This window comes from Allorhodopirellula heiligendammensis, from assembly GCF_007860105.1.
Classification (GTDB): Bacteria; Planctomycetota; Planctomycetia; order Pirellulales; family Pirellulaceae; genus Rhodopirellula; species Rhodopirellula heiligendammensis.
The window spans coordinates 920,544-943,411 of record NZ_SJPU01000003.1 but is presented as its reverse complement, the minus strand read 5'-3'; the positions used below and the strand labels follow the sequence as shown (position 1 = coordinate 943,411).

At 57.4% G+C, this 22,868-nt stretch carries 25 protein-coding genes; 9 read left to right on the top strand and 16 right to left on the bottom strand.

Features of this window, described 5'->3' with window-relative positions; all coding sequences use genetic code 11:
* Positions 1 to 3 precede the first annotated feature (3 nt).
* Genes Poly21_RS23440 through Poly21_RS23430 form a run of 3 tightly spaced genes read right to left on the bottom strand, consistent with a single transcriptional unit; the run spans position 4 to position 3,746 of the window.
* On the bottom strand, positions 4 to 2,166 hold the full coding sequence (locus Poly21_RS23440) for a Tex family protein (RefSeq protein WP_146409427.1): 2,163 nt from the start codon (positions 2,164 to 2,166) through the stop codon (positions 4 to 6).
* A 15-nt stretch (positions 2,167 to 2,181) separates the two neighbouring features.
* Positions 2,182 to 2,715 carry an ATP-dependent metallopeptidase FtsH/Yme1/Tma family protein gene (locus tag Poly21_RS23435; RefSeq protein WP_146409426.1) on the bottom strand — a complete coding sequence of 178 codons (534 nt, stop codon included), beginning with the start codon at positions 2,713 to 2,715 and terminating at the stop codon, positions 2,182 to 2,184.
* Positions 2,712 to 3,746 (bottom strand): hypothetical protein, encoded by a 1,035-nt coding sequence (locus Poly21_RS23430; RefSeq protein WP_146409425.1) that lies wholly within the window; start codon positions 3,744 to 3,746, stop codon positions 2,712 to 2,714. The genes Poly21_RS23435 and Poly21_RS23430 overlap by 4 nt, the downstream gene beginning before the upstream one ends.
* Before the next feature lie 267 nt (positions 3,747 to 4,013).
* Here Poly21_RS23430 and Poly21_RS23425 point away from each other — a divergent pair, with 267 nt between their 5' ends.
* Entirely contained in the window at positions 4,014 to 4,763 is a 750-nt protein-coding gene (locus tag Poly21_RS23425) for an OB-fold-containig protein (protein WP_302120308.1), read from the top strand.
* Here Poly21_RS23425 and Poly21_RS23420 read toward each other — a convergent pair.
* The gene (locus Poly21_RS23420; protein ID WP_146409424.1) at positions 4,760 to 5,344 is read right to left on the bottom strand and encodes a histidine phosphatase family protein; all 585 of its coding nucleotides are present in this window, start codon (positions 5,342 to 5,344) and stop codon (positions 4,760 to 4,762) included. The two genes, Poly21_RS23425 and Poly21_RS23420, sit on opposite strands and share 4 nt — an antisense overlap.
* A complete protein-coding gene (rpe, locus tag Poly21_RS23415; protein WP_146409423.1) occupies positions 5,344 to 6,039 on the bottom strand; it encodes a ribulose-phosphate 3-epimerase in 696 nt (231 codons plus the stop codon). The genes Poly21_RS23420 and rpe overlap by 1 nt, the downstream gene beginning before the upstream one ends.
* Before the next feature lie 341 nt (positions 6,040 to 6,380).
* Between rpe and Poly21_RS23410 the strand changes: the two genes are divergently transcribed.
* The 7 genes from Poly21_RS23410 (at position 6,381) to Poly21_RS23380 (ending at position 12,989) form a co-directional block, all read left to right on the top strand.
* Entirely contained in the window at positions 6,381 to 8,135 is a 1,755-nt protein-coding gene (locus Poly21_RS23410; protein ID WP_146409422.1) for a hypothetical protein, read from the top strand.
* A 153-nt stretch (positions 8,136 to 8,288) separates the two neighbouring features.
* Positions 8,289 to 9,200, top strand: coding sequence for a TIM barrel protein (locus Poly21_RS23405; protein WP_146409421.1), 912 nt, complete (start codon positions 8,289 to 8,291; stop codon positions 9,198 to 9,200).
* 287 nt (positions 9,201 to 9,487) lie between these two features.
* Positions 9,488 to 10,522 (top strand): SMP-30/gluconolactonase/LRE family protein, encoded by a 1,035-nt coding sequence (locus tag Poly21_RS23400; protein WP_146409420.1) that lies wholly within the window; start codon positions 9,488 to 9,490, stop codon positions 10,520 to 10,522.
* Positions 10,501 to 11,514: a GTP 3',8-cyclase MoaA gene (gene moaA / locus Poly21_RS23395; protein ID WP_146409419.1), complete on the top strand. Its 1,014-nt coding sequence runs from the start codon at positions 10,501 to 10,503 to the stop codon at positions 11,512 to 11,514. Before Poly21_RS23400 ends, moaA begins: the two co-directional genes overlap by 22 nt.
* A 2-nt stretch (positions 11,515 to 11,516) precedes the next feature.
* Positions 11,517 to 11,801, top strand: a complete 285-nt coding sequence (locus tag Poly21_RS23390; RefSeq protein ID WP_146409418.1) for a MoaD/ThiS family protein — start codon at positions 11,517 to 11,519, stop codon at positions 11,799 to 11,801.
* A 1-nt stretch (position 11,802) separates the two neighbouring features.
* Positions 11,803 to 12,243, top strand: a complete 441-nt coding sequence (locus tag Poly21_RS23385) for a molybdopterin synthase catalytic subunit (protein WP_146409533.1) — start codon at positions 11,803 to 11,805, stop codon at positions 12,241 to 12,243.
* Between the two features lie 77 nt (positions 12,244 to 12,320).
* Complete coding sequence (locus tag Poly21_RS23380; RefSeq protein ID WP_146409417.1) at positions 12,321 to 12,989, top strand: hypothetical protein; 669 nt, start codon at positions 12,321 to 12,323, stop codon at positions 12,987 to 12,989.
* A gap of 81 nt (positions 12,990 to 13,070) precedes the next feature.
* On the opposite strand, the gene Poly21_RS23375 is transcribed toward Poly21_RS23380, so the two are convergent.
* On the bottom strand, positions 13,071 to 13,409 hold the full coding sequence (locus Poly21_RS23375) for a cupin domain-containing protein (RefSeq protein WP_146409416.1): 339 nt from the start codon (positions 13,407 to 13,409) through the stop codon (positions 13,071 to 13,073).
* A gap of 134 nt (positions 13,410 to 13,543) precedes the next feature.
* Complete coding sequence (locus Poly21_RS23370) at positions 13,544 to 13,750, bottom strand: DUF542 domain-containing protein (protein ID WP_146409415.1); 207 nt, start codon at positions 13,748 to 13,750, stop codon at positions 13,544 to 13,546.
* 208 nt (positions 13,751 to 13,958) lie between these two features.
* Between Poly21_RS23370 and Poly21_RS23365 the strand changes: the two genes are divergently transcribed.
* On the top strand, positions 13,959 to 14,177 hold the full coding sequence (locus tag Poly21_RS23365; RefSeq protein WP_146409414.1) for a hypothetical protein: 219 nt from the start codon (positions 13,959 to 13,961) through the stop codon (positions 14,175 to 14,177).
* Positions 14,178 to 14,227: 50 nt separating this feature from the next.
* Here Poly21_RS23365 and Poly21_RS23360 read toward each other — a convergent pair whose 3' ends face one another.
* The 9 genes from Poly21_RS23360 to Poly21_RS23320 all read right to left on the bottom strand — a co-directional run bounded on the left by Poly21_RS23360 (position 14,228) and on the right by Poly21_RS23320 (position 22,488).
* On the bottom strand, positions 14,228 to 14,419 hold the full coding sequence (locus Poly21_RS23360; RefSeq protein ID WP_146409413.1) for a hypothetical protein: 192 nt from the start codon (positions 14,417 to 14,419) through the stop codon (positions 14,228 to 14,230).
* A gap of 10 nt (positions 14,420 to 14,429) precedes the next feature.
* Positions 14,430 to 14,723 carry a hypothetical protein gene (locus Poly21_RS23355; RefSeq protein WP_302120304.1) on the bottom strand — a complete coding sequence of 98 codons (294 nt, stop codon included), beginning with the start codon at positions 14,721 to 14,723 and terminating at the stop codon, positions 14,430 to 14,432.
* 42 nt (positions 14,724 to 14,765) lie between these two features.
* A complete protein-coding gene (gene pgl, locus Poly21_RS23350) occupies positions 14,766 to 15,485 on the bottom strand; it encodes a 6-phosphogluconolactonase (protein ID WP_146409412.1) in 720 nt (239 codons plus the stop codon).
* A gap of 472 nt (positions 15,486 to 15,957) precedes the next feature.
* A complete protein-coding gene (argF, locus tag Poly21_RS23345) occupies positions 15,958 to 16,914 on the bottom strand; it encodes an ornithine carbamoyltransferase (protein ID WP_146409411.1) in 957 nt (318 codons plus the stop codon).
* Positions 16,911 to 18,290, bottom strand: coding sequence for an aminotransferase class III-fold pyridoxal phosphate-dependent enzyme (locus Poly21_RS23340; RefSeq protein WP_146409410.1), 1,380 nt, complete (start codon positions 18,288 to 18,290; stop codon positions 16,911 to 16,913). The genes argF and Poly21_RS23340 overlap by 4 nt, the downstream gene beginning before the upstream one ends.
* Positions 18,287 to 19,150 (bottom strand): acetylglutamate kinase, encoded by an 864-nt coding sequence (gene argB / locus Poly21_RS23335; RefSeq protein ID WP_146409409.1) that lies wholly within the window; start codon positions 19,148 to 19,150, stop codon positions 18,287 to 18,289. The genes Poly21_RS23340 and argB overlap by 4 nt, the downstream gene beginning before the upstream one ends.
* A gap of 172 nt (positions 19,151 to 19,322) precedes the next feature.
* Positions 19,323 to 19,892 (bottom strand): DJ-1/PfpI family protein, encoded by a 570-nt coding sequence (locus Poly21_RS23330; protein WP_146409408.1) that lies wholly within the window; start codon positions 19,890 to 19,892, stop codon positions 19,323 to 19,325.
* Positions 19,889 to 20,854, bottom strand: a complete 966-nt coding sequence (locus Poly21_RS23325; RefSeq protein WP_146409407.1) for a sugar phosphate isomerase/epimerase family protein — start codon at positions 20,852 to 20,854, stop codon at positions 19,889 to 19,891. The genes Poly21_RS23330 and Poly21_RS23325 overlap by 4 nt, the downstream gene beginning before the upstream one ends.
* A 164-nt stretch (positions 20,855 to 21,018) precedes the next feature.
* On the bottom strand, positions 21,019 to 22,488 hold the full coding sequence (locus tag Poly21_RS23320; protein ID WP_302120301.1) for a sulfatase-like hydrolase/transferase: 1,470 nt from the start codon (positions 22,486 to 22,488) through the stop codon (positions 21,019 to 21,021).
* Between the last annotated feature and the right edge of the window lie 380 nt (positions 22,489 to 22,868).

Sequence of the window (22,868 nt, the reverse complement as noted above, 5' to 3'; positions counted from 1 at the left end):
AGTTTAAAACTTTCGCGTGACCGCAATCCGTTTACGGTCCATATCGACTTCCAAGACTTTCACTTTGACGACATCACCGACCGATACGATATCGTTGGGATCCTTGACAAAGGTGTTCGCCAACTGCGAGACGTGAATCAATCCATCTTGATGGACGCCGAGGTCAATGAACGCGCCAAAATGCGTGACATTGGTGATCACACCTTCCAGAACCATCCCAACGGCGAGATCCTCCATCGAATTCACCGACTCGTCAAAATGAGCGACCTTGAATTCACTTCTCGGGTCACGGCCTGGTTTCCCCAGTTCGGCGATGATATCGCGAATGGTAGGCAAGCCGAATTGGGCGTCGACAAACTGTTCCGGTTGCAGCTTTTGACTTAATCCCGCATTGCCAACGAGAGTCTTGACGTCCGCGGCGAGTGATCCCGCCATGCGGCTGACGACGGGGTAGCTTTCTGGGTGCACGGCCGAATTGTCTAGCGGTTCATCGCCGCCACGGATTCGCAAGAAACCTGCGGCCTGTTCGAATGCTTTCTTGCCGAGTTTAGGGACCTTGGTCAACTGCCGGCGACTCTCGAAACGACCGTTGGCGTCGCGGAAGGCGACAATATTCTCAGCCAACTTGGGGCCGATGCCAGCGACGTGCGAAAGCAACGGCACGCTCGCCATATTGAGATCCACGCCGACGCGATTAACACACGTCTCCACCGTCCGATCGAGACACTTCCGAAGCTGCGTTTGATTAACGTCATGCTGATATTGGCCGACCCCAATTGATTTGGGGTCCGTTTTGACGAGTTCGGCCAGTGGGTCTTGGAGGCGGCGGGCGATACTAATCGCCCCGCGCACGGTAATATCAAGATCGGGAAACTCTTTCCCTGCCAATTCGCTGGCCGAGTAAATCGACGCCCCCGACTCACTCACCATGACTTTCGTGACATCGAGTTGGTGTTCGCGGATAAGATCGCCCACGAAGGCATCCGTCTCTCGCGACGCAGTGCCGTTGCCGATCGCAATCAGCTCAACCCCATATTTTTGAATCGCAGCCAGTAGCGTTTTGCCCGCGGCGACCGTATCGCTTTTGGGCGGCGTGGGATAGATGGTCGTATTGGCGAGGAATTTGCCGGTGCCATCGACGATCGCAACCTTGCAACCGGTACGAAAACCGGGATCGATACCGATCGTGACCCGGGGCCCTGCAGGTGCCGCCATCAACAGTTCGTGGAGGTTCTTTCCAAACACCTGGATAGCTTCTTCGTCGGCCCGCTCCTTGAGGATTTGCAATACTGACGATTGTGTCGCCGGTTGTAGGTGTCGCTCAAAACATTCTTCGGCAGCGGTCTGTAGTTCACGATGAAACGTCGAACGGGGATTTTTTATAAAGGTGGATTTCAGATGCGAGATTGCCCGATCGTCCTCCATGGCCAGAGCGACTCGCAGGACACCTTCAGCTTCGCCCCGCAACATCGCGAGCAAACGGTGGCCAGGAATCCGGGCGGCCGATTCATGTCGATCGAGGTACTGTTCAAATTTGGCCGCCTCCTCCTTCTTGCCGCGTTTGACGTTGGAGGTGATCTGGCCAAACTTCATTCCCTTCTCCAGCATCCACTCGCGCGTCGGCACGTCCTCGCTCCACTGCTCGGCAATGATGTCGATCGCTCCAGCAATGGCGGTCTCTGCGTCCGGCACGTCGGCCTCAGCGTTGACAAACGAAGCCAACACGGAGTCTTTGGACCGATCGAGTTGAGACTGCTGGAGCAGCAGGTCAGCGAGTGGCTGCAAGCCTCGCTCGCGTGCAATCGTGGCCCGCGTGCGTCGCTTGGGCTTGAAGGGAAGATAGATGGCCTCGAGTGTCCGCAAGTCCCCGCAGGCTTCGATCTCGGCCCGGAGTCGGTCGGTCAATTGCCCCTGACCCTCAATCGTCTTGAGGACCGTTACTTTGCGAGCCGCCAACGCGGTCGCTTTTTCCAGTGCGTCTTCGATCGCCCGCAACGCGACCTCGTCGAGGCCGCCGGTGACCTCCTTGCGGTAACGGGCGATGAACGGAATCGTATTCCCAGCGGCGAGCAGCTCAACCACCGAACTGACCTGGGCAAGCGGCAGGGCTAGCTCACGGGCGATGGTTTCGGTGATGATTGGATCGGTAGCGGAAGTGGTGGCCATGAAGGATTGTTGGCGTTAAGGGTGTCGTTGTTGGGCTTGTTGGAAATGATGTCGCACGGCGCGGCCACTGATCGTCGTCTTGTCGAGCAACTCACCGGCGATCGTACGGATGGCCGCGACGTGTGCATCGTCACTGAGGATGTGCTCGGTCTTGGCGATCATCCGTCGCCGCAGCGTTTCATGTTGCCGTGGGGAGGCGGCCCGCGTACATAGCAAATTGGCGACATCATCCAAATCACGGCCAGCGCCACGATGGCAATATTGCCCCGTGAACCTGGCTTCGGCAACCATCCCTGCCAAAAGTATCAAGACATCATCCTCGAGTCGGTCGTTGACCCCTTTGGCACGCCCCTTTTTAATCTCGCAGTGCCCCAACCGCGTTCCGCCAAACGCCATTTTCCCGGGCGCGATCGTAACTTTATGGATGTGCCTGCCTAGCGATACCGCCATCACGGCATGTCCCGCTTCATGGTGGGCAGTCGCGACCAGTGCGTCATCGGCCCCTGGACTGGGTTGCGTAGGCGGGGTCTTGGAGTCGGGCGTTTTCATGGGGTTGGTATAGCATCATCCGACCCGCGAATCCACATCGCCAAACGCAACCCCGAACGCTCACAGGCGACAAAGAACCATGCCAACAATGCTATTGTGAAGATCGCCCCGATGGTATCGATCCCAAGATAGACAAAATACCAATGGTGAGGAGCCAGTCCCGACGGTGGCGAGATTTGCCAAACTATCCACCCCGCAAGTCGGGGGATGGCCACGGCGAAGACCAACGCAGCAGGTAAAATCCACGGTTGTCCTCGAACCCGCTGGGCCGCAACAGCATATGCCAGCACCCACACGATTAGCAGCTCTAGAAAAACGCCGATCCACCAAAATGCCATCATCGCTGGGTCAGAGCCAAACAACTCAGAGGGTGCCCACAACTCCTTGGTAGGTCGTAGAATTGCCAGAAAACCAGCAGCCCCTAACACGACCAGAAACATCCCGCCGAGAGACCATGAATTGTGCGTTGGTAGCGGATGGGATGCTGATTCTGAATCGTCCGACGCGATGTAATTTACGCTGCAACCGACGAGGAAAATCCGGATAACGACGTTCCCTGCCCGTACGAAAAACGTCAGCAACCCGATCTCGAAAAGTTGCACGACGAATGGCCAAAGATTCGTCCAAGACATTTGCATACTCCGATAAGTCCCCAGCATTCCGACGATTCTCAAAAACACGACGTAGCCAAGCGTGAAACCAACGAACCATCCCCAGCGATGTCGTTGGGGCCAACGACACTGGAACCAGACCACCAGCGCGACCGCGCCAACTTGGGCAGCAGCATACCGCCACTCATACAACATGGTCGGCAGTGCCCATCCCCAACCGGTACCACTGATCCATCCCCGGGCAGTCGCGTTCTTGAGAATTTCGGCCCCAATCTGCAAGAGGACGACCAGTGCCATCCAGCACAGCACGAATCGTCCGATCGGTGTGGTGTACACACGTTTGAGACGTCCGGCGTCCCATCGCTCGCCCAGCTCACGAAGCTGCTGGGGCAAAGTTTGTGGATAGGGGGCGTTGTTCATTGCATGTCAGTGTTGAAATGGCGGCAAATTTGCTAATGACCGCACGCAGGCGCCGAGCGAACAATCATACTCAGCGGCAAGCATACTTACCGTCGGCACCACGACCTTGCTCGGTCGGCGAAGGATGTCTCCTCGTTCGAGTCTATTTGCGCCCGGACACCCAGCCAATCAAGCCTAAGCTTATACTCAAAACTCAGGCCTGGATCGACTTCCTGGAGATCCCGTTGGTCGATCGTTACATCTTCTCGTTTTACAGAGGTCCGCACTGTGACTGTGTTGTTGGTCGCCGATGGCGTCTCGTGGTCCCGCGCGCTGCTGGAACATCTGTTCGTCGGTCCCATGTTGCCGGCAAGCATTCTGGGAGCAATCGTACTGGCCCTGGTACTGATTTCGCTGCTCGGAGCGTTTTCACCCGATTTCGGGTTCGGCGGCCCCGATGTGGATGCGGGCGTGGACCTGGACCCGGGCGTCGACCTGGACCCCAGCGTGGAGGTCGATGCGGGGGCGTCCCTGGACACCAGCGTCGAGGGACATGGGCATCACGTCTCCGGAGACATGTTAGGTGGTCTCACCGCCGCGACGATGCGCGCCGTCCACCTCGACCGTGTGCCACTGATGGTGTGGCTGACGATGTTCGCGTTGTTCTATTGGGTACTCAGTTATGTACTATGGTTTGAGTTTGATGTGCACCACTATCAGCCCACGCTCTGGACCTGTGCGTTATTGACGATCCGCAATGCTGTGATTGCTGTCGTGCTGACGCGATTCACCACCGCACCGCTCCATCGATTGTTGATCCCACCGACCCATCACCATCCCGCCACACTCGTCGGTGGCACGGCGGTGGTCGAAACCAGTGTGGTTGACGACACCTTTGGCCGCGCTCGTTACGCGACCAATGCGGCGCCCCTCCTGATCGACATTCGCACCACTGGATCGCCGATCACCAAAGGTTCCCGCGTTCGGATCATCCGTTTTGATGCCGCGCAGAACGTGTATCACGTCGAATCCGCTTAGCACTCCGCTTCGATCAGCTGCCAATGCCCAGCGTCAGCTTGCACTTTCCAGATATCTGGCATGGCTTCGTCATTGAGGTGAGCGGCCACGAGGCTGGCCAGCGGATCGGGGATCACCAAGGCGATGACTTGATTGCGGCTTTTGCGCAGCACGCGATTAATTGCTTTCATCGCACGGGCGGCTGCGACCTGCATCGACTCACCGTTGGGAGGGCAAACGGTCTCCGGATTCTCAGCACCGCTGCGATACAGACGCGGTTGATTTCGGCGGATTTCGTCGATCAGCTTTCCGTGCCACAGACCGTGGTCGATATTGCGGAACGCGTCAATCGCTTTGGGACGCAGCTCACGGCCTTCGACCAGCAGGGCAGCAGTCTCACCGGCCGATTCACAGGGCGCGTGATAGACGGCGTGAAGGCGAACGCCTGCCAATTCTTCGGCAAGATTCTCAGCTTGTTCCCGGCCGCGTTGACACATCGGCATGTCGAGCGAGCCCTTCATGCGCCCCTGTTCGTCGAAGGCGGTCGCACCGGGGCGGACGAGGATTACTTTGGCGCGGGCTGCTGCTTTCAAAGACATCATTATTTGGCTCCTTGTGCGGACGCCATCGCCTCGTTGAGTCCAGCGAGGGCGACACCGTAATCGTCGCTGGAAAAAATCGCGGAGCCGACAACGAACAGGTCACAGCCAGCTTGCCGGGCGGCACCAATCGTCGCCAAATTGATTCCGCCGTCAATTTCCAGCAGCAGATCGGGATAACGAGAACGCAAATCGCGGATCCGTTGGAGAGCGACAGGATTGAATGACTGGCCGCCGAAACCGGCTTGAACACTCATGACCAACACCATGTCGACGCAGTCCAGGGCCGGTTCGAGCTGGCTCATGGGGGTGTCTGGATTAATCGCCAGACCCGCGCCTACGCCGAGATCGCGAATTTGCCCCGCTACATCGACTGCATCGCTGACCGCTTCGACATGGAACGTCAGCATATCGGCGCCAGCATCGACCATCGGCTTGGCGTAAGCTAGCGGATCGCTGATCATCATATGAACATCAAGCGGCAAGTTTGTGTGTCTCCGCAACCCGGCGACCACTGGCATGCCATAAGTCAAGTTGGGAACGAAATGCCCATCCATGACGTCGAGGTGCAGCACCGAAGTGCCGGCATCACTCAGCCGCTCGACCTCCGATTGGAGATTACCAAAATCACATTGCAGCAGGCTTGGCAAGATCGCCGGGCCTGCGTCGCGAATCGAATCGAGCTTGGCTCGGTTCATAAAGTCCATTCCAACGAGAATTGAATCCGGTAAGTAATACCGGGTGTGGCGATCAAGATTGGACAGTGACGGCGCCGTTGTCAATCGCTTGATTTTTCAATGGTGAGCCATGAAATGGAGCGATTGAAGCGTATACAACGCCTTTTTACGCCAAACCACGGATCGGAAATGCCGATTTGGTAAAAAATGCCGCCGCTAAAAAAACACGCTTCGGGCAATCGGGAAGACATTCACCCTTGGGAGATATGCCCGAACAGGTTATACCTACGTGGAAACAACCCCCTACAACAGATCGGCTGTGTATTTTCCACCGCCCGATTCTCATCGGATTTCCACTCCCCATGCCCGACAATTGGAACATTCTCGCCAGCCTCCTGGGAACTCCTCGCCCCCCTGAGCCGGTCGAAGTTAAAAAGGAAGAGGCCCCTGCGGCCCCCGCTCAAGCCGAAAAAACCTCGGTCCCACCAGCAGCGGACTCCCCCCGTGACAGCACTGCCGAAAACCAAGGCAAGACTGCGTCACAGCAAGCGGACTCCGACGACGCTCGTAGCGATTCGAGCCGATCAAGCTTACGGTCCTCGCACGCTGCACCGGCAACTCAAACGGGGAGCACCAGTGATGTCGATTCCGACGTGCTCAACGCTCTGACGGCGGTCCAACCACCGCCGAAGCTGCCTGGTTTCGGGATTCCGGACGATGAACCAGCCCCCGCTCGCGAATCCAAGGCTTCGGCCAGCGGTTTCGGCGTGGCCGAAAAGGATATCCAGCAACGAGAATCCCAACTCGGTGCCGGACGACGCTCGGCGACCACGTCCAGCCGTGCCAGTGACCGCGACGAAACACCCGAACGCGGTGAGAAACAGAAACGCGGCGACAAGCCCCAGCGTGGCGGCAAGTCAGGTCGCCGTGATCAGTCAGAGCGACCACGGGCAGGTTCCGGGTTCGCCGGTGAACTGGGCCGAAACGCGTTCGGCAGCGACGACGATCTTGACGATGACGAAGAAGAGTTCGTCGGTTTCGTAGACGACGATCTCGATGATGATCTCGAAGATGCCGATGAGGGCCCAGCAGCGGTCGCCGAAGGTCCTCGCGGTCCGCGAACGCGCGATGCTGACGATGGTGGAGCCGAACGTTCAACACAGGGCAAACCGACGCCAGACGATGCTCCACGTTCACGTCGGGGCGGACGCCGCGGACAACGCCAGCGAATGTCCGAAGACGAAGTCGCCGTGGACTCGCCACGCCCTGCAGACCGAACCAGCTCCCGCGACGATGAAGTCACGGCCAAGAACGATGACGGCCCCGGTCGATCGCGTGGTCGACGCGGCGGGCAGCGTAGCGAATCGCGTCGCGGCGATGAATCGCGTCGCGGTGGCGAATCGCGTCGCAGCGATGACTCTCGCCGCAGTGAACCACCTCGCAGCGAGCGGGATTCGTCACAGCCTCGCGCTGCGAGAACTCGCCAGCCCATTCTCGATGAGGATGATGATGGTGACGTCGGTTTCGCCGCCGATCTGTTTGAGGAAGTCGACGATTCGAGCACCGATTTTGGTGGCGACCTTGCATCCTCATCGAAAGAGAAAGGCGACGACGACGGCCCTCGGGCTGGCCGCCGGTCACGGCGTGGTGGGCGACGGCGTGGACGTCGCGGCGCAGGCGGCAACGAAACCACGGATGTGGAACCGAGCTCCCGCGACACGCTGAAATCGGATGATTTGCCTCGCTCTGCTTTCGATGATGACCTCGAAGACGATGAGGAAGTCGAAACTCTCCGCAATCGCCCCCGATCCGATGAGTCCCGACGGTCCGACGATTCTCGTCGCTCCGACGATGATGACGACGACCGGCGTGAGCGTGGACGTCGTGGCGGGCGAGGTCGCGGCCGGCAGCGGGAATCGCAACACGATACCGCCGCCTCCAACCAAGACTTCCCAAGCTGGGACGCGCTCGTTAATTCCATGGTCGACAAGAACCTCAGCGGTCGTCGCGGTGGCGGTGGCGGGAATTCCCGCGGCGGCAACGGCAGTGGACGCGGTGGCTCCTCAGGCGGGTCTTCGGGCGGATCGTCCGGCAACTCGCGTGGACGCCGACGCTAGCCCCGTGATGGCGCGTCAGCCGCGCCGATTGGCGGCCTTTTCGGAAACTCCCGGACGATAGCCCCCCCGGCGATTTTCCTGGTGGTATTCGGATAGGCTCGCAAACCGTACAACACAAACTCTTACATTCATTCAGTCAAGGAAATAACCGACGTGTTTAAGAATTTTTGCCCGCAAGCACTTGGCATCAATGGACGCCAAAGCGAACTGATCGAATTGGCGCTGACCTATGCTTTCCGTGGCATGGATATCGACATGCACGACATGCTGCGTCGTTCACAGCGATCGTCGTTTGAAGAAGCGTCGAAATATCTTCGCGCTTCTGACATTCGCATTGGCACGTTCACACTTGCAATCGATCTCGATGCCGACGACGACGCCTTCACCGCCGGCGTGGCCACCCTTCACCCCCTGAGTGAAGTTGCCCAGCAACTCGAAGTCGATCGCGCCCTGATCCGCGTACCGGCGGCGACCGATCGTCTGCCTTTCAATGAATTTTTTGACGTTCAGCGTCAAAGAATCAGCCAAATTGCCGAAGTGCTCGGCGCCCGCGACATCAAGCTCGGAGTCGGTTTCCGTGCCGGCAAAGAACACCTTGAGAAAAAGCAATTCCCGTTCGTGTCCAAAGTCGAGACGTTCCGCGCTCTCGTCGACGCGATCCCGAACGTGGGCTACCTGATCGACACCTGGGACTGGGTCGTCGGCGAGGGCGCCATGGATCAGCTCAGCGAAATCCCTGGCGACAAAATCGTGGCGGTACGATTGGGCTCGATTCCAGAGAACGTCGACCCCAGCGAAGCGACCACACACGACCGGATCCTGCCCGAAATGAATGGCCCGCTCGATCATGTGAAAGTGGTCAAGCACCTCGATCAAGGCAAGTTTTCTGGACCGCTCAGCCCGACCGCATCGACCATGCAGTACAAAGGCCAGACCCGTGAGTTCTTGGTCCAGAGTGCTCAGGAAGCGATCGACGGCATCTGCAAAGAGGCCGGCCTGACTGTCGCTCCATTGCCAATGGAACTGATCGAGGACATTCCTTACGAACCGACGTCGATGATCTAAGCAGCACTTGGCTGGGGATCATGATCCCGCACCAACTTACGCACCCATCGGCGTTTGACGATGGGTGCGTCTGAACCCCTGTCACCGGACGGTAGGGGCAATGGCACCCGATAATCGCCATCACTAGGCGGCTGAAAACGCCATGGTGTGTGCAGCGCGTTGGCAAGCGTCACGCGAAAACACGGTTCGCTGGCAACCACCAACGGACCGATGTTGTTAAACTTGTCGATAGTCCGCAGCGTGATCTCCTCACGCTTTCCGATATCGATCTTACCGAGACAAACAACATGAAAATCATCCCCACGCTCGCCTTTCTATGCGTTGCGTTTGGTGCCGGTCCGCAACTGAGCTTCTCGCGGGCGGCGGCTGACTCCCCACGTATGATCGGACGCGTCGAAACGATGCAGCCTGGTCTCAACAAATTCCTGGCGTCCGATGCCAAGGCGGAAGTACTGGCCAACGGGTTTACTTGGACAGAAGGCCCCCTGTGGGTGCCACCAGGTGCCAATGTCACTGGCTGCGACAGCGAATCCGGCTGCCTGCTGTTCTCGGACATTCCTCGCAACACGATTTTTCGCTGGACGCCTGGTCGTGGCATCGACACCTTCCTCACGCCAAGCGGTTACACCGGCACCGCGTACTATGGTGGGGAACCCGGCAGCAATGGGCTCGCCCTGAACTCAAACGGCCGGCTCACGATGTGCGAACATGGTGACCGCCGGCTGTCGGTGCTGAGCATGGATGGTGGTAAGGAAACATTGGTCGACCGATTCGAAGGCAAACGCCTCAATAGCCCGAACGATTTGGTGTTCGATCGATCCGGGAACGTTTATTTCACCGATCCGCCTTATGGGCTGCCCGGTGGCGAGAGCGATGCTCGCCGCGAACTGAAGCACTGTGGTGTCTATCGCCTGTCCACCGAGGGTGAGCTCACTTTACTGACGACCGAACTGGTTCGGCCCAATGGCATCGGACTCTCCCCCGATCAGAAAACGCTCTACATCGCCCAGAGCGATGGGCAACGCCCGGTCGTCGTGGCGTTCAACATCGACGCAGACGGGAAGCTGGGACCGCTACGGGAACTGGTGAACGCGAAATCATTTCAAGACAAACTTCCCGGTGCCTTCGATGGCATGACGGTCCATTCCGATGGCACGTTGTTCTGCAGTGGGCCGGGCGGTATCTACGTCATCACTCCCGACGGAGATTTACTCGGACGTTTGATCACCGGCGGCCGAGTCAGTAACTGCACGTTTGATCAGAATGAGGAATGGTTGTACATCACCGCCGATAAAGAGTTATGCCGAATCAAGATGGAGTAACTCGCCAGCCGGCGTTAATTGATCGTTTTGGTCGCGTGCACCGGAGCCTGCGAATCAGCGTCACCGACCGCTGCAATTTACGCTGCACATACTGCATGCCGGAGCACACGCCGCAGTATCAACCTCGCAGTGAGATATTGACGTTCGAGGAAATTGTTCGCTTCACAAAGATTGCTGTCTCACAGGGAGTCCACGACGTCCGCTTGACTGGCGGGGAACCGCTGGTTCGTGCGCAACTGCATCACCTGGTCGAATCCCTGTGTGCCATTGATGGTTTGGACAAAGTTGCCCTGACGACCAACGGCGTATTGCTAGAAGCTCAGTTGGACGAACTCCTCGCCGCCGGCCTCCGCTACGTCAACGTCAGCTTAGATGCCTTGGACGAGGAGACGTTTCATATCGCTACCCGGCGCAGTGGATTGCAGCGGGTACTCGACGGCATCGATGCTGCTGTCGCTGCCGGCATGCACGTGAAGATCAACTCGATTGCGATGCGGGGACTTACCGAAGACCAAATCGTCGCGTTCGGTGAATTCACCAGGCGAACCGGTATCCCCGTTCGGTTCATCGAGTTCATGCCTTTGGATAGTGATGGACATTGGGACACGGGCGCGGTGCTTTCAGGTGCCGAAATCATTGAGATGTTCAGTGATCGTGTGCGCCCGCTGATTCCTGTCCCGAATCACGGTTCGGCTCCGGCCACAGACTATCATTTCAACGACGGACTCGGCACGGTGGGCGTCATTGCGTCGGTGACGAAACCTTTCTGTAATACCTGCGACCGGTTTCGTCTGACGGCCGATGGACAGCTGCGCAACTGTTTATTCGGTGAGGACTCCGGCGATATTCGAGAGCTAATGCGATCCGGCGCTAGTGACGATAGGATTATCGCAGCGATTCAAAGTGCGGTGGCGTTTAAAAAACGTGGCCACGGCACCGATGACTTGTCCTTCCTGCGGCCATCACGTCCCATGCATGCGATCGGAGGATGACGATGCATCCCTCACCTGCCCGAGTGAATGAATCCACTGGTGATTTACAGGTCCTCGTGTTTGGCCCTCAAGCGCACAGCGTGGGTACCGACCGATTGCACATTGCTGATGTCCACGTTCCGATTACCGCCAGCTCGTTGCTGTCTAAGATCAGTGATGCCTATCCCGATCTCGCGGCGTCGATCGGCCTCAGTCGAATTGCGATCAATCACCAGTTCGCTGCACCGGAGCAATTAATTTCGCTCGATGACGAAATTGCGTTGGTAGGATTGATTAGCGGTGGCTGAGATGCAGGCAGGCAACCGTGATCCGCTCGTGCTTGTTCGCCTGACTGACGGACCGATTTTTGCACCCTCCAAGTTTGCGTCGGAATCGCGTGAAGCCGCGACAGCGGGAGCTGTGATTGTGTTTCAAGGCTGTGTGCGGGGTAGCGAAATCAACGAGGAGACACAGGCGGAACCGATCCTTGGATTGGAATATCAAGTTTACGAACCGATGACGTCACGCGAACTGCGGCGTCTTGCGCACACCCATGCGATCAAACACGGCATCATCGCAGTAGACGTCGAGCACAGCTACGGCTTTGTTGGCAACGGTGAATGCTCGTTCGTGCTGCAGGTCGCCGCGGCACACCGACGCGAAGCGATCACCTACGTCGAGGAGTTCATTGACGAAATGAAACGCCATGTTCCGATTTGGAAATTGCCTCGTAAATCCGCAGTTCATTGATTCGGCACCAATCTGGTACGTGCTCTCGGAGCCAGTGATTTGAAAGTTCGTTTATCGGATATCCACGGAGTATCGACATGCTGCTATTTTCAATCTTCGATTCACCGAATCGCACGAAAGCGCGGTGGGGGCAAATGGCGCTATCGGGCGTGATCACATCGCTCGCTCTCTGCATCGCGATGTCAGTGCTACCGGCCAACATTTCGGCCGAGGACGGTCCCCCTGAACAGCTCCCGGAATGGTCGATAACTCCTGCGGAAGCCGCTCTACTGGCCCCACGTGTCGATGGGGAGTGGTTTTCGATCCAACCCCCGAAGGGATTTGAGCGGGCGGATTTGGGTGACACCGAGGCATTTACTCAGGCTGGTATTAAAGTGGCAGTATGGAGCCACGAAGCGGATGTTGCCCTCCATCCCGCGATCTCGATCATGGAATTACCTAAGCTGAAATCGGAAATCCAGAGCGACCAAGCCTTTTTTAAAGGCATGCTCGATTCCCTCCAGGCCCGATGGCCCAGCGCGGTTTGCACACCGATCAAGCATGGGCAGTGGAATGGACGGCGGGCGCTACGGTTTGAGTTTTCCGCAACGACGAATGATGACGCGGCTGTCGAGGGTATCGTTGTCGCGAATGTCGGCGACTTTCCCACTTTCGTTGTCTCCGCCATGCACATCAAAGACCCGGCGGGAAATTCTGAATCCCTGACCGCACTGACGAACTCCGCGATCTCATGCAGAAAGAAGTAGCGATCTTGGGAACGCCGCTGGCCGCATTACAACCAGGACGCTGATACCGGCGGAGCGATCCCAAACACGATTCGCGTAAATCTAAATCGTCTTTTTGTGCAGGAGAATCGTTACCAATACCGAAGAGTCTTCGATGGCATCGACCGCATGGAGTTCGCCGGCGTTGAGAAATAACATCTCGCCTGCATGCAATGTGTGGGGGCCGGCGGGCGAGGTGAATACGATCTCACCTTCGAGGCATTGAACGGTGATCTCGCCAGGAGCCTTGTGCTCGGCGAGCTTCTTGCCTGCTGGTAGCACCAGTCGCAATACTTCAACGTGGTCCGTTTTCAATAACGTATGCGTTTTCGTATCGCGTAGCCTGTCGGCCAGCGGCCGAATATCAATGACTTGGCCGGCCTGAGCATGAGGAATCGCCATCGTTCTGTTTTCTCCGAAAGGGTTAATGGGCGGGCTGCGATGTCAGGGGCGAAGTCATTAACTCCGCCTCCAATGCGATCGCCCGCGGGAATAGTAGGTAGTGCTCTTTGTGGAGATGGTGATGCGTGTCGATCTCAAATCGGTGCAACGCTGCGAGCATCTCGCGATGACTCGAACTCGCCTCTGGGTGCACGCCATAGTCCATTCTTCCAGCACGCCTCTTCGACCGACTGGTCTCCCTCGCAGCAATAACTGATTTGGAGTGTTTCAAAAACGTCGGCGGTTTGCGGATATTCCACCACCCACTGCCCGACACTGCTACCCAAGTTGACTTCCGACATGACTGGTCTCTGCGAGAAACTTTCGCTGGCGCCTTCCTGGCCGAGCACATAAACTCTACCTGAATGTATAGTATATATGCGCAGTGGGAGAAAGGCAAGTGCGGGGCTCCCTCACACCTTCGAGTTGGCGCCAGCGAAGCGGCATCGAATTTGGTAAACTGGCGGCGGATTTGTAGCCCCCAATAGTTGCCCGAACAATCATTTCAGCATGCATGACCCTTGGATCGAGAACGAGTGGGACGACCTTTGCGAGCGGCTGGCGCGCTGCGCCGAAGAGATGGACACTTCCGACGGTGCCGACTCCGCTGATCGGCAGAAGGCTGCGAGCGACTTTGCGAGTAATGGACCGCCCAGTCGCTATCCAGAGTTACTCGAGCGGGTCGCGAAGGCGGCTGCCCTCGCAATTTCCTGGCAATCGCCCAGTTGATTCCATTCGCTGGCGGACACAGGTGCCTGCGTTCAAAATGTTCAACTCGATCAGGCTGAGCCGTCAATTGCGTCTCGCAGTTGTTCGAGCACCACGGTGGGGCTGAGGTCATTCTGAAGACAGGCATATTCCAGAGATTTGCCCGCGCAGTTGATATCTAGGCCAAGCCCACTGAAGACACCCGTTGTTTCGGGGTGTTCGATGATCCAGTCCGGGATACTGGTGTCGAGATCGCAATCCATCGAATCAGCTTCAATCTTTTGAGAAGAGATGGTCGACCACGGAATGCACGCCTTCGCGGAAGCTATCAAGCGTCGCGTCATCGAGCACTTCGGAGCGGTCGCTCTGAATGATCGCAGCGGCGAGCGGCTTGTGTTGCTTCCAGTCCTCGACCGTGAAACCTCGAATGTCGACGAAGACGTCCGACAGATCACTGGTTACTTTCGCAACCACGAAGACACCGTTTTGACCGCGAACGAGATGAAAGTGCATCGCGGTGTACATCACAATCGCCCCCACAACGAGGCCCGACAGAAACTTCAACATCGTAGATTCCTTAGTAAACAGACCGCTCTTCTTGACCGTGTGCTACAGCTTTGCGGCAGCGGCCTGGTCGATGTAGAAACAAACGTCGTCACCCTCAACATGCGATACGGGATATTCTGCAAAGGCGCCCTGCCTACCAATCACGTCCGCCAGCACATCTGCTTTGCCGGCGCCTGTCACGAGCACTGATACCTTTTTCGCGGCGTTAAGCACTCGGCCTGTCAGCGTGATCCGCTGTTGGCCGGACTGTGGATGCGTGGCTACTTCGCACACGGCCTGGGAACTCAAGAATTCACTCTGATGGGGGAAGATCGACGCGGTGTGTCCATCGTCTCCCATGCCGAGAATGATTAGGTCAAACTCCGGGTTTCCATCCTGATCGGTAGGCACGACCTGCTGGATCTCTCGCTCGTAGCGGCTGCATTCTTGCTCGGCGGATGCTTCCCCTCGCACGCGATGGATATTCTCCGCCGGGATGGTGATCCGATCAAAAAGCAGTTGCTTGGCGACGCCGAAATTGCTCTCGGGATCCGCGGGTGGCACGCAGCGTTCGTCGCCCCAGAAGAACTGAATTCGTGACCAATCAATTTGATCTGCATACTGATCTGCCCACAACTCGAACAATCTCTTCGGGGTGCTGCCTCCCGAGAGTGCTACCGTGATGGCATCGCCCGACTGGGCATCCACCCATGCTGCGAAATCGGCGGCGAAGGTCTCGGCAAGCGAGGCGGGATCGGCAAGAACTTTAGTTGATACGGCCATGTTGATCTGTTGGAAACATTGAAAAGAGCGGTTGAGCCCACATCGGCAAGGGGCGAAAGTATAACGGACTTTAATAAAAATCGGTACGCTTGGTACGCAGGCCCTGAGTACAGCGAGCGGCGTGAAATCCCTCCGAAAAAGGCCTGCGAGATGGCCGGGCCATAAAAAGCGAAATCAACACTGGAGATGACGTGTCATCGCGATGCGGAGTTCAGAGGATTCGCTCGCCTGCGGGAATGCCACCCGCCGCGATGGTACGAACAGCCCGTTGCTGGCCGGCGGTCTCGCAAATGCTCCGTAGCAAGGGGCAATGCCCCGAGTGCTTGCATCATCCAAGCACCTGATTTAATCAGGTTTGCACCCGCTCGAGCGGCCGTCAAGATAGACGAGCCAGCAACTAAAATCGGCGTTCTGGCGAGCACGAAGACAACTCTTCACGTCCGCACTCCACCCATGTACAGTCAGTCGTAGCCTACGGCGTCGCCAGGTCGGCCTGGGGCACGTTCTCGTCGATCCACTGCGGTCGTAACAGAAACACGAGCAACGCTTTTTGGGCGTGCATCCGGTTGCCAGCTTGGTTGATGACATCGCTCTGCGAGCCATCGATCACGTCATCGGTGATTTCTTGGCCACGAACGGCGGGCAGGCAGTGCAGCACGCGCGCAGTAGGCGGAGCCGCCGCCATCAGATCGGCATTGAGCTGGTAGTCTGCGAATGCTTGCCGGCGGATCTTCGATTCAGCTTCCTGGCCCATGCTCGTCCACACGTCGGTATAGATCGCGTCAGCATGTTTCACCGCAGCCGACGGGTCACACACCTGATCGATCTTCGCATCGGGATAGCGTGCTGCGATCCGGTCCAGCCAGGGCTGATCGAGTTCATATCCATCGGGTCGGGCCAGCGTAAAATGCATACCGAGCATAGCGCAGGCCAGGGCCAGAGAGCGAGAGACATTGTTCCCATCACCGACGAAGACGACGTGTCGCCCGGTCAGGGAGCCGAACGCTTCCTGGATGGTCAGCACATCCGCGATCGCTTGGCAGGGATGCGACAGATCAGTCAGGCTGTTGATTACAGGCATCGCGTTGAAGCTGGCCAGCTCTTCGACGCGTTCATGCTTCTTCGAGCGGCAGGCGACCGCGTCAACGAATTGGCCTAGTACGTTCGTGAAATCTGCAGGTGACTCGCGTTTGCCCCAGCCGACGTCGTCACCCAAAAAAAGACTGCCCCCACCGAGTTGGGTCATGCCGGTTTCAAAGCTCACCCGCGTCCGCAGACTCGGCTTTTCGAACAGGAGTGCCAACGTATGACGCTCCAAAATCGGTGGGCGGCGTCCGCTGCGGAGTTCGTCTTTGAGGTATCGCGCGGTGGCGAGAATGGAGTTAAGTTCGTTCGGATCGAGATCGAACAGGGTGAGTAGGTGTCTCATGATTGGATTTCCGGTTCAATATTCATAGCCGGGGAGTGATTCTCATCGTCTGGGCGTAACTCTTCATCGAAATCATCGTCGAGCGAGTCGTTTTCGTTCACATCATATTCTGAATCGTCGATGGTTTGTTGTGGCGATTCCTCGGGGACCGATTTACCTGTGTTGGACTCCTCCAACGAAGACTCATCCGTTGGAGACTCCGCGGGTGGAGATTCAACAGACTGAGATGGAGCTTCAGCTGGTTGCTGTTCTTCCATCTCGATCCAATCGAAGACCTGATCGACTCGATTGCACAGCGTGGTGATGTCGTCTGAACTGAGAATCAGTGGAGGTTGCATTGCGACCGCGAACTCGCCCGCGGTCGCGACGCCGAGCTGATGTTCTGCGGCAGCCTCCGCCCACTGAACTGCTGGAATGTCCAGTTCCATGCCGATCGCCCGGCCGGTAACGTGCAGATCTCGCACGCATTCGCGGCCCGCCATTCTGCCCGCCAGCTCAGTGGCCAGCCCATCCATTGCCGCATCACACCATGAATGCTCGATCCACTGATCGAGAGTGGCGGCGGCGATGGCTGCAATCCACGAACTGCTCGACAGCTCCGGCACGCTCGCAGCGAGAGTTGTGACCTGCTTCGCCAGTGGACTGCTGAGCGTCAGCAGTCCGCCTTCGGCCCCACCAGTCAGCCCAGCAGACATTAGGACGGCGTCGGCCGTGACCGGTGCAATTGCCTCATGCACCCAAAATTGACCACCCTGCGGCGGAATGCGGCTGTGATCGATAACCAGAGACGCCCCATGGCGCTGACAGGCCTCGCTAATGGCCAAAAGTTGGTCACCGGGAATCGCCAGCATCCGGTCGTGGACGTCAATTGGCGAGACCAGCACCATGGCCACGTTGTGATCAATGCGTTCGGCGAGTGACTCCAGCGGCGAGTGGGTGAACCCTGGTACGAGCGGCCATGCCGGTGATCGGGAATCCGCCCGTCCGCTCGCCATGCGACCGACAATGCCACCGCCGTGATCGCTACCAACAGCAGCCAAGCAGCGTGCACCGGCACGGTTTGTCTCACCTGATCCACTAGATTCTGTAGCCGACTGGTGATGAAGGCGGCACAGAACGACGGCCCATTGCAACAAGCTCTCGACCGAGGCTGAGTTCAGACAGGTTGCGATGCCGCGTTCGTCTTGACCGGTGAGGACGCGCAGCCGCTCAGCCAGATCGGAGGCGGCGATCGCGAGTCCACTATCCTCACCACTCCACTGTGACTGCGCCCACCGTGCACTCGCCTCGGTGAGATACTCGCAGTCGCGTCCGGTTGCGGAAATCGTTCCAGCGAGTGCATTGAGCCATGGCGTCGAGTGTTGCGACTCACTCATGCGTGGATCTCGGTTCCCACACCATCGGTGGTGAAGATTTCCAATAGGAGTGAGTGGCGTAGGCGACCGTCAATGATGTGTACTTTTTGAACTCCCCGGTCGAGCGTTTCCAAGCAGGCTTCGACCTTCGGGATCATCCCGCCGCGGATTACCCCATCGGTGATGAGCTGGCGTGCCTCGCCCGCAGACATCGCAGGAATGATCGAATGGGGGTCCTGCTCATCGCGACGGACGCCATTGACATCTGAGAGAAACACCAGCTTGTCGGCCCCTAACGATTGGGCCACGGCCATCGCTGCGGTGTCGGCGTTAACGTTGTAGAGCTGGCCCTCGGCGTCATAACACAATGACGGAATCACGGGGACCTGGTCGGTGTAAGCGAGGCTCTCAACCACGTCGCGATCAACGCTGGTGACGTTGCCAACAAATCCCAGATCAGCGCCGTCGGGATCGAGCAGCTTTTCGCCATGCAGGACACAGGTGGTACGCGGTGAAAGATTCATCGCCCGACCGCCGAGTTTCTCCATCATCTGCGTGATTTCAATATTCAGCTCACCCGCCAAGACCTGCTCGACGACCTGCAGAGATGGAGCATCGGTTACCCGTCGACCGCGAACGAACTCAGCTTGAATGCCAGCGTCAGCCATTGCCTGCGTGATTGCTTTCCCGCCGCCATGGACAACGACCGGGCGCAGGCCGACGGTTTCCATGAAAATCACATCGAGCAGCAGATGATGCAACGCCACCCGGTCTTCGAGCAAGCTGCCACCGAGTTTGATGACGGTCGTTTTGCCACGGAAACGACGGATCCACCCCATCGCCTCGATGAGGGTGTCCGCTTTCGCGATCGCTTGATTCATGGAATGCTCGTCCGCAAGAAAAGCGGGGAATTTTACGCCCCCCGCGTCTCCGGGTCAATTCGGGACGCATTTTCGCAGGTGACACCCAAAAACTGGCTTCGAGACCGCTTCAGCGGTGAGTCGGGCGACCCAACCGCATATTAGCTTGCGGACATGTCAAACATTGGCCGGGTTAAGATTGCTGGCGGTGTCTTTCCTCAAGCAGCTTGATCCACGGACCGACGAACACTCCGTTGTCGTGAAAAGTTCGACCGGAGACCAAGTTGCGGTCAATGACACAGGGCTCATCGACGTAGATGCCGCCGCAAACCTCTAAGTCGAACTGACACTTCGCTACCGTGGCCATTCGTCGACCCTGCACGCAACCGGCCCGGGCGGGGATCTCGACGCCGTGACAAACACTCATGATTGGCGCATCGACTTCAAAGAAATGCTTCGTCACGCGAATGAGATCAGGATCCTCGCGAATATACTCGGGTGCACGTCCACCACTGAAGAAGATACCAAGATATTCGTCTGGATTGATATCGCGAAACGCGATGTCGGACTGAATCGTGTAACCTTCCCACTCCTTCGTAATCGTCCATCCGGGTTTCACTTCGTGCAAAACCATCTGATAACGATGGACTTCGGGCCCCGCGACAATGGGTTGGAATCCAGCCTCGATCAATCGGTAATAGGGATACATTGTATCGAGTGTTTCTGCAGCATCGCCGATAACGATTAGCACCTTAGGTTTCATCTGAGCAGCCTTTCTAAGTACGCTCGGGCAACGTTGATTTCCTCAGTCACCTTCGCTTCGCTTTCCAAAATTGGAATCCCCCGTGGCACGGGGTGCATGAATATCTCCGTCCATCCGGAAAACTGAATCTTCTGAAGTGCCGCCAGTAGCGGCCGAAAGTCGAGCATGCCACGTCCGGGCATCTGCGTCAATTCTTGTTCTTTGGGCAAGCGTTTCATGCTTCCCATGCCATGCTCCCAAGCATAAAACAAGGCAATAGAGGGACCGAGCGATTCAATCAAACCTGCGATCAGTGCTGGGTCTTGAGGTAGGTGGTAGGGAGCCAAGGCGATCGCCAAACCTGACGAAGGTGCGAACTCAGCAAGCCATTTAAGTGAGTCGGGGGAATCGATCAGGTTATTAGAATGATTTTCAATCGCGAGCCGGACGTTATTGGCTTCAGCGACATCAATGTTTCGTTTCTGGTCCTCGACAAACTGTTTGACGGCCGATTTGAGTTCCCCGCCTGATAGATTCTTAGGTCCCCGCCCCGCCGTCACCACACAGGGACACCCCAGGCGACCGGCCAGCTTGAGTTCGCGACGCATCTCTCCCTGTCGATCAGCCGCGCTGAGATCGAATCGTGATAAGCACCCCACGGTGACGTTGTAGTGACCCAACATCGCAATCAGTTTTTCTTCGCCGATCGCATCGAGTTGTTCCCGCTGGCTGCCGTGAGGACGCGGCCAGAGGTCGATTGCCGTGGCACCTGTTTGGGCGACTTCGGGAAGTATATCACCAAGGTAAACATGCCCATACATGCTCGACGCGAGCAGGTAGTTGAGTCTAAATGGAGTAGCTTCCAGCTCTGCTGCTCGAGCAGGCGAACTGCTGGCTTGGATTGCCAGCGACCCCACTGCGGCCGCAGAGGCGAGCGAGAACTGGCGACGCGATAGCGAGGGCGGAGATTCAGGTCGGTTCATCAGCTTTCCTCTTAGCAGGTGACGTACCCTGTCATTTTTGTGACACAGGGAAAGGGCGAGTCAATTGGAGGTAGATCGGGTCTGCCGAGGCGATGACGAATGGGGGTCACCACCAAGGGAAACGGCAGGCATCGCATCCATCGGAAATGCAGACGATCGTAGTGTCAACGTTGGCTTTCACGCTGATACTCAGGCCGTGCAAACAGGCGATCGAGATACGGTTGATAAGCAGGGTCCTGCACCCAATAGCGGCGACTGGGCTTTTCTTTGAGCAGCTGGCCTTCGGGATAGTCTTTTCCGGTAGCGCTGCGGGCGATCGATTTGCTCAGCTCGATCGTCTGCTGCTGCAACGCGGAAGCCCTCTCCGGTTGGGAACTGGCAAGGTTGGTGGACTCGTGCGGGTCGGCGTCGAGGTCGTACAGTTCGAGGCGGCCCGTTTTACGATTGAGGATCAGTTTATCGTCATTATCGATCAGAACCGTCTTGTCGTTGTACTGAAATGGTAACGGCTTTTCACGCCGAGTGAGGTCGGAAGTAAAGAGCGGTACCAAGCTGATGCCATCGACTGGGAGGCCCATGCGGTCACTTGGAATTCCCACCAATTCGGCCAGGGTAGGGAATATGTCGACCACGCCCGAGGGATATTCAGAGATCCGTGGCTTGATACCCGCTGGCCACTCGACGATTCCCGGCACACGCAGCCCACCTTCGTATACGGATCCCTTGAACCCCCGCAACCCGCCGACGGAGTCCGCACCAACACCGGGCAATCCACCGTTATCACTGTTGAACCACACCAGTGTATTGTCTGCGATCCCCAGCTCACGCAAGCCAGCACGCAGTGTACCGATACTTCGATCCATGGCGACCAGTTCACCGTGATGCTGTTGCCCGTTCGCATTGAGGTGGTCGAAACCTTTGGTGTCGTCAGGGTTGGCCAAGAACGGGCTATGTGGGGACCCGTACCAGATGACAGTGAAGGAAGGATGGTTGGATTGTTGCTGCCGCCCAATGAAATCGAGCGCCTCGGCGACGATAATCTCAGAGGAGTCGCCGCGAAAGTCTTCGAACTCTCCTTGCCGACTTAGAATCGGGTTGAGATCGAAAAAGTTTGTAACCGAGAGCCATTCATCGAAGCCAAAGGTTCCAGGATGATGGGTGTCACTTGCCAGAATAGGAGCGCCCGCGCCACGCAAGCCATTGAGATGCCATTTACCAAAATGTCCGGTAGCATATCCGGCATTCTGCATTGCTTGAGGAAGAGTTTTCTCTTGATGTCGGAGCGCATCTCCATGAGATAGAACCCCCGTGCGATCATGTGTCCGCCCCGTCAGCACGCTCGCGCGAGTCGGTGAGCACACCGGTCCACCGGCATAGAAGCGGTCCAAACGCAGCCCATTGGCTGCCATCGCATCAAGATGCGGAGTCTTTAAAATTGGATGGTTGTAATACCCTGTCTGGCCCCAACCCTGGTCGTCGCTCATGACCAACACCACGTGCGCCGGCGGTGCCACATGGGGAGTGCTCGCTACCGTTTCATCGCCATGACAGCAGGGCACTGCCGCCGACCCGCACAGGACGACGATCATATACAGCAGACGATGGAATAGGGCGTGCGTTTGATTCGATAGCATGATTGGCTGCGCACCAGTTAAAGTGGGCGATGGTCGGTGCGGATGTCAGTGAGCTGACATTACGCAAAGGTTACGTTCGGCCAACAGCTTAATGGATTTTTTCCGGACCATGTTTCCCATGCACCCCGCGGAGAACCTGCTCGTGGAGGACTTCGCCGACCCTAGTCCGGCGTGAACCGCTATCGCGTTGAATCAAGCCAGAAGCAACCCCGCGTGAAAAAACTTTGTTGCGGACCAGTGCATATGCGAACCCGGTAAGGTCATCGCCCGTCTTGGGTGGCAAGCGGGGTGTTTTACGCACCACTTGACGCGCACCGGAACCACTGTTTATTCTGCAAAACATGCGAAATCGACTAGCCCTACGACTACTCCTCGACCTC

Coding starts and splice junctions, on each gene's coding strand:
- Poly21_RS23400 (WP_146409420.1), top strand. CDS start 9,488: ATGAAAATCATCCCCACGCTCGCCTTTCTATGCGTTGCGTTTGGTGCC.
- Poly21_RS23380 (WP_146409417.1), top strand. CDS start 12,321: ATGCTGCTATTTTCAATCTTCGATTCACCGAATCGCACGAAAGCGCGG.
- Poly21_RS23440 (WP_146409427.1), bottom strand. CDS start 2,166: ATGGCCACCACTTCCGCTACCGATCCAATCATCACCGAAACCATCGCC.
- Poly21_RS23375 (WP_146409416.1), bottom strand. CDS start 13,409: ATGGCGATTCCTCATGCTCAGGCCGGCCAAGTCATTGATATTCGGCCG.
- argB (WP_146409409.1), bottom strand. CDS start 19,150: ATGAATCAAGCGATCGCGAAAGCGGACACCCTCATCGAGGCGATGGGG.
- Poly21_RS23340 (WP_146409410.1), bottom strand. CDS start 18,290: ATGAGTGAGTCGCAACACTCGACGCCATGGCTCAATGCACTCGCTGGA.
- argF (WP_146409411.1), bottom strand. CDS start 16,914: ATGAGACACCTACTCACCCTGTTCGATCTCGATCCGAACGAACTTAAC.
- Poly21_RS23420 (WP_146409424.1), bottom strand. CDS start 5,344: ATGATGTCTTTGAAAGCAGCAGCCCGCGCCAAAGTAATCCTCGTCCGC.
- Poly21_RS23370 (WP_146409415.1), bottom strand. CDS start 13,750: ATGTCGGAAGTCAACTTGGGTAGCAGTGTCGGGCAGTGGGTGGTGGAA.
- moaA (WP_146409419.1), top strand. CDS start 10,501: ATGCCGAATCAAGATGGAGTAACTCGCCAGCCGGCGTTAATTGATCGT.
- Poly21_RS23410 (WP_146409422.1), top strand. CDS start 6,381: ATGCCCGACAATTGGAACATTCTCGCCAGCCTCCTGGGAACTCCTCGC.
- rpe (WP_146409423.1), bottom strand. CDS start 6,039: ATGAACCGAGCCAAGCTCGATTCGATTCGCGACGCAGGCCCGGCGATC.
- Poly21_RS23355 (WP_302120304.1), bottom strand. CDS start 14,723: ATGTTGAAGTTTCTGTCGGGCCTCGTTGTGGGGGCGATTGTGATGTAC.
- Poly21_RS23360 (WP_146409413.1), bottom strand. CDS start 14,419: ATGGATTGCGATCTCGACACCAGTATCCCGGACTGGATCATCGAACAC.
- Poly21_RS23385 (WP_146409533.1), top strand. CDS start 11,803: ATGCAGGCAGGCAACCGTGATCCGCTCGTGCTTGTTCGCCTGACTGAC.
- Poly21_RS23320 (WP_302120301.1), bottom strand. CDS start 22,488: ATGCTATCGAATCAAACGCACGCCCTATTCCATCGTCTGCTGTATATG.
- Poly21_RS23435 (WP_146409426.1), bottom strand. CDS start 2,715: ATGAAAACGCCCGACTCCAAGACCCCGCCTACGCAACCCAGTCCAGGG.
- Poly21_RS23390 (WP_146409418.1), top strand. CDS start 11,517: ATGCATCCCTCACCTGCCCGAGTGAATGAATCCACTGGTGATTTACAG.
- Poly21_RS23430 (WP_146409425.1), bottom strand. CDS start 3,746: ATGAACAACGCCCCCTATCCACAAACTTTGCCCCAGCAGCTTCGTGAG.
- pgl (WP_146409412.1), bottom strand. CDS start 15,485: ATGGCCGTATCAACTAAAGTTCTTGCCGATCCCGCCTCGCTTGCCGAG.
- Poly21_RS23365 (WP_146409414.1), top strand. CDS start 13,959: ATGCATGACCCTTGGATCGAGAACGAGTGGGACGACCTTTGCGAGCGG.
- Poly21_RS23325 (WP_146409407.1), bottom strand. CDS start 20,854: ATGAACCGACCTGAATCTCCGCCCTCGCTATCGCGTCGCCAGTTCTCG.
- Poly21_RS23330 (WP_146409408.1), bottom strand. CDS start 19,892: ATGAAACCTAAGGTGCTAATCGTTATCGGCGATGCTGCAGAAACACTC.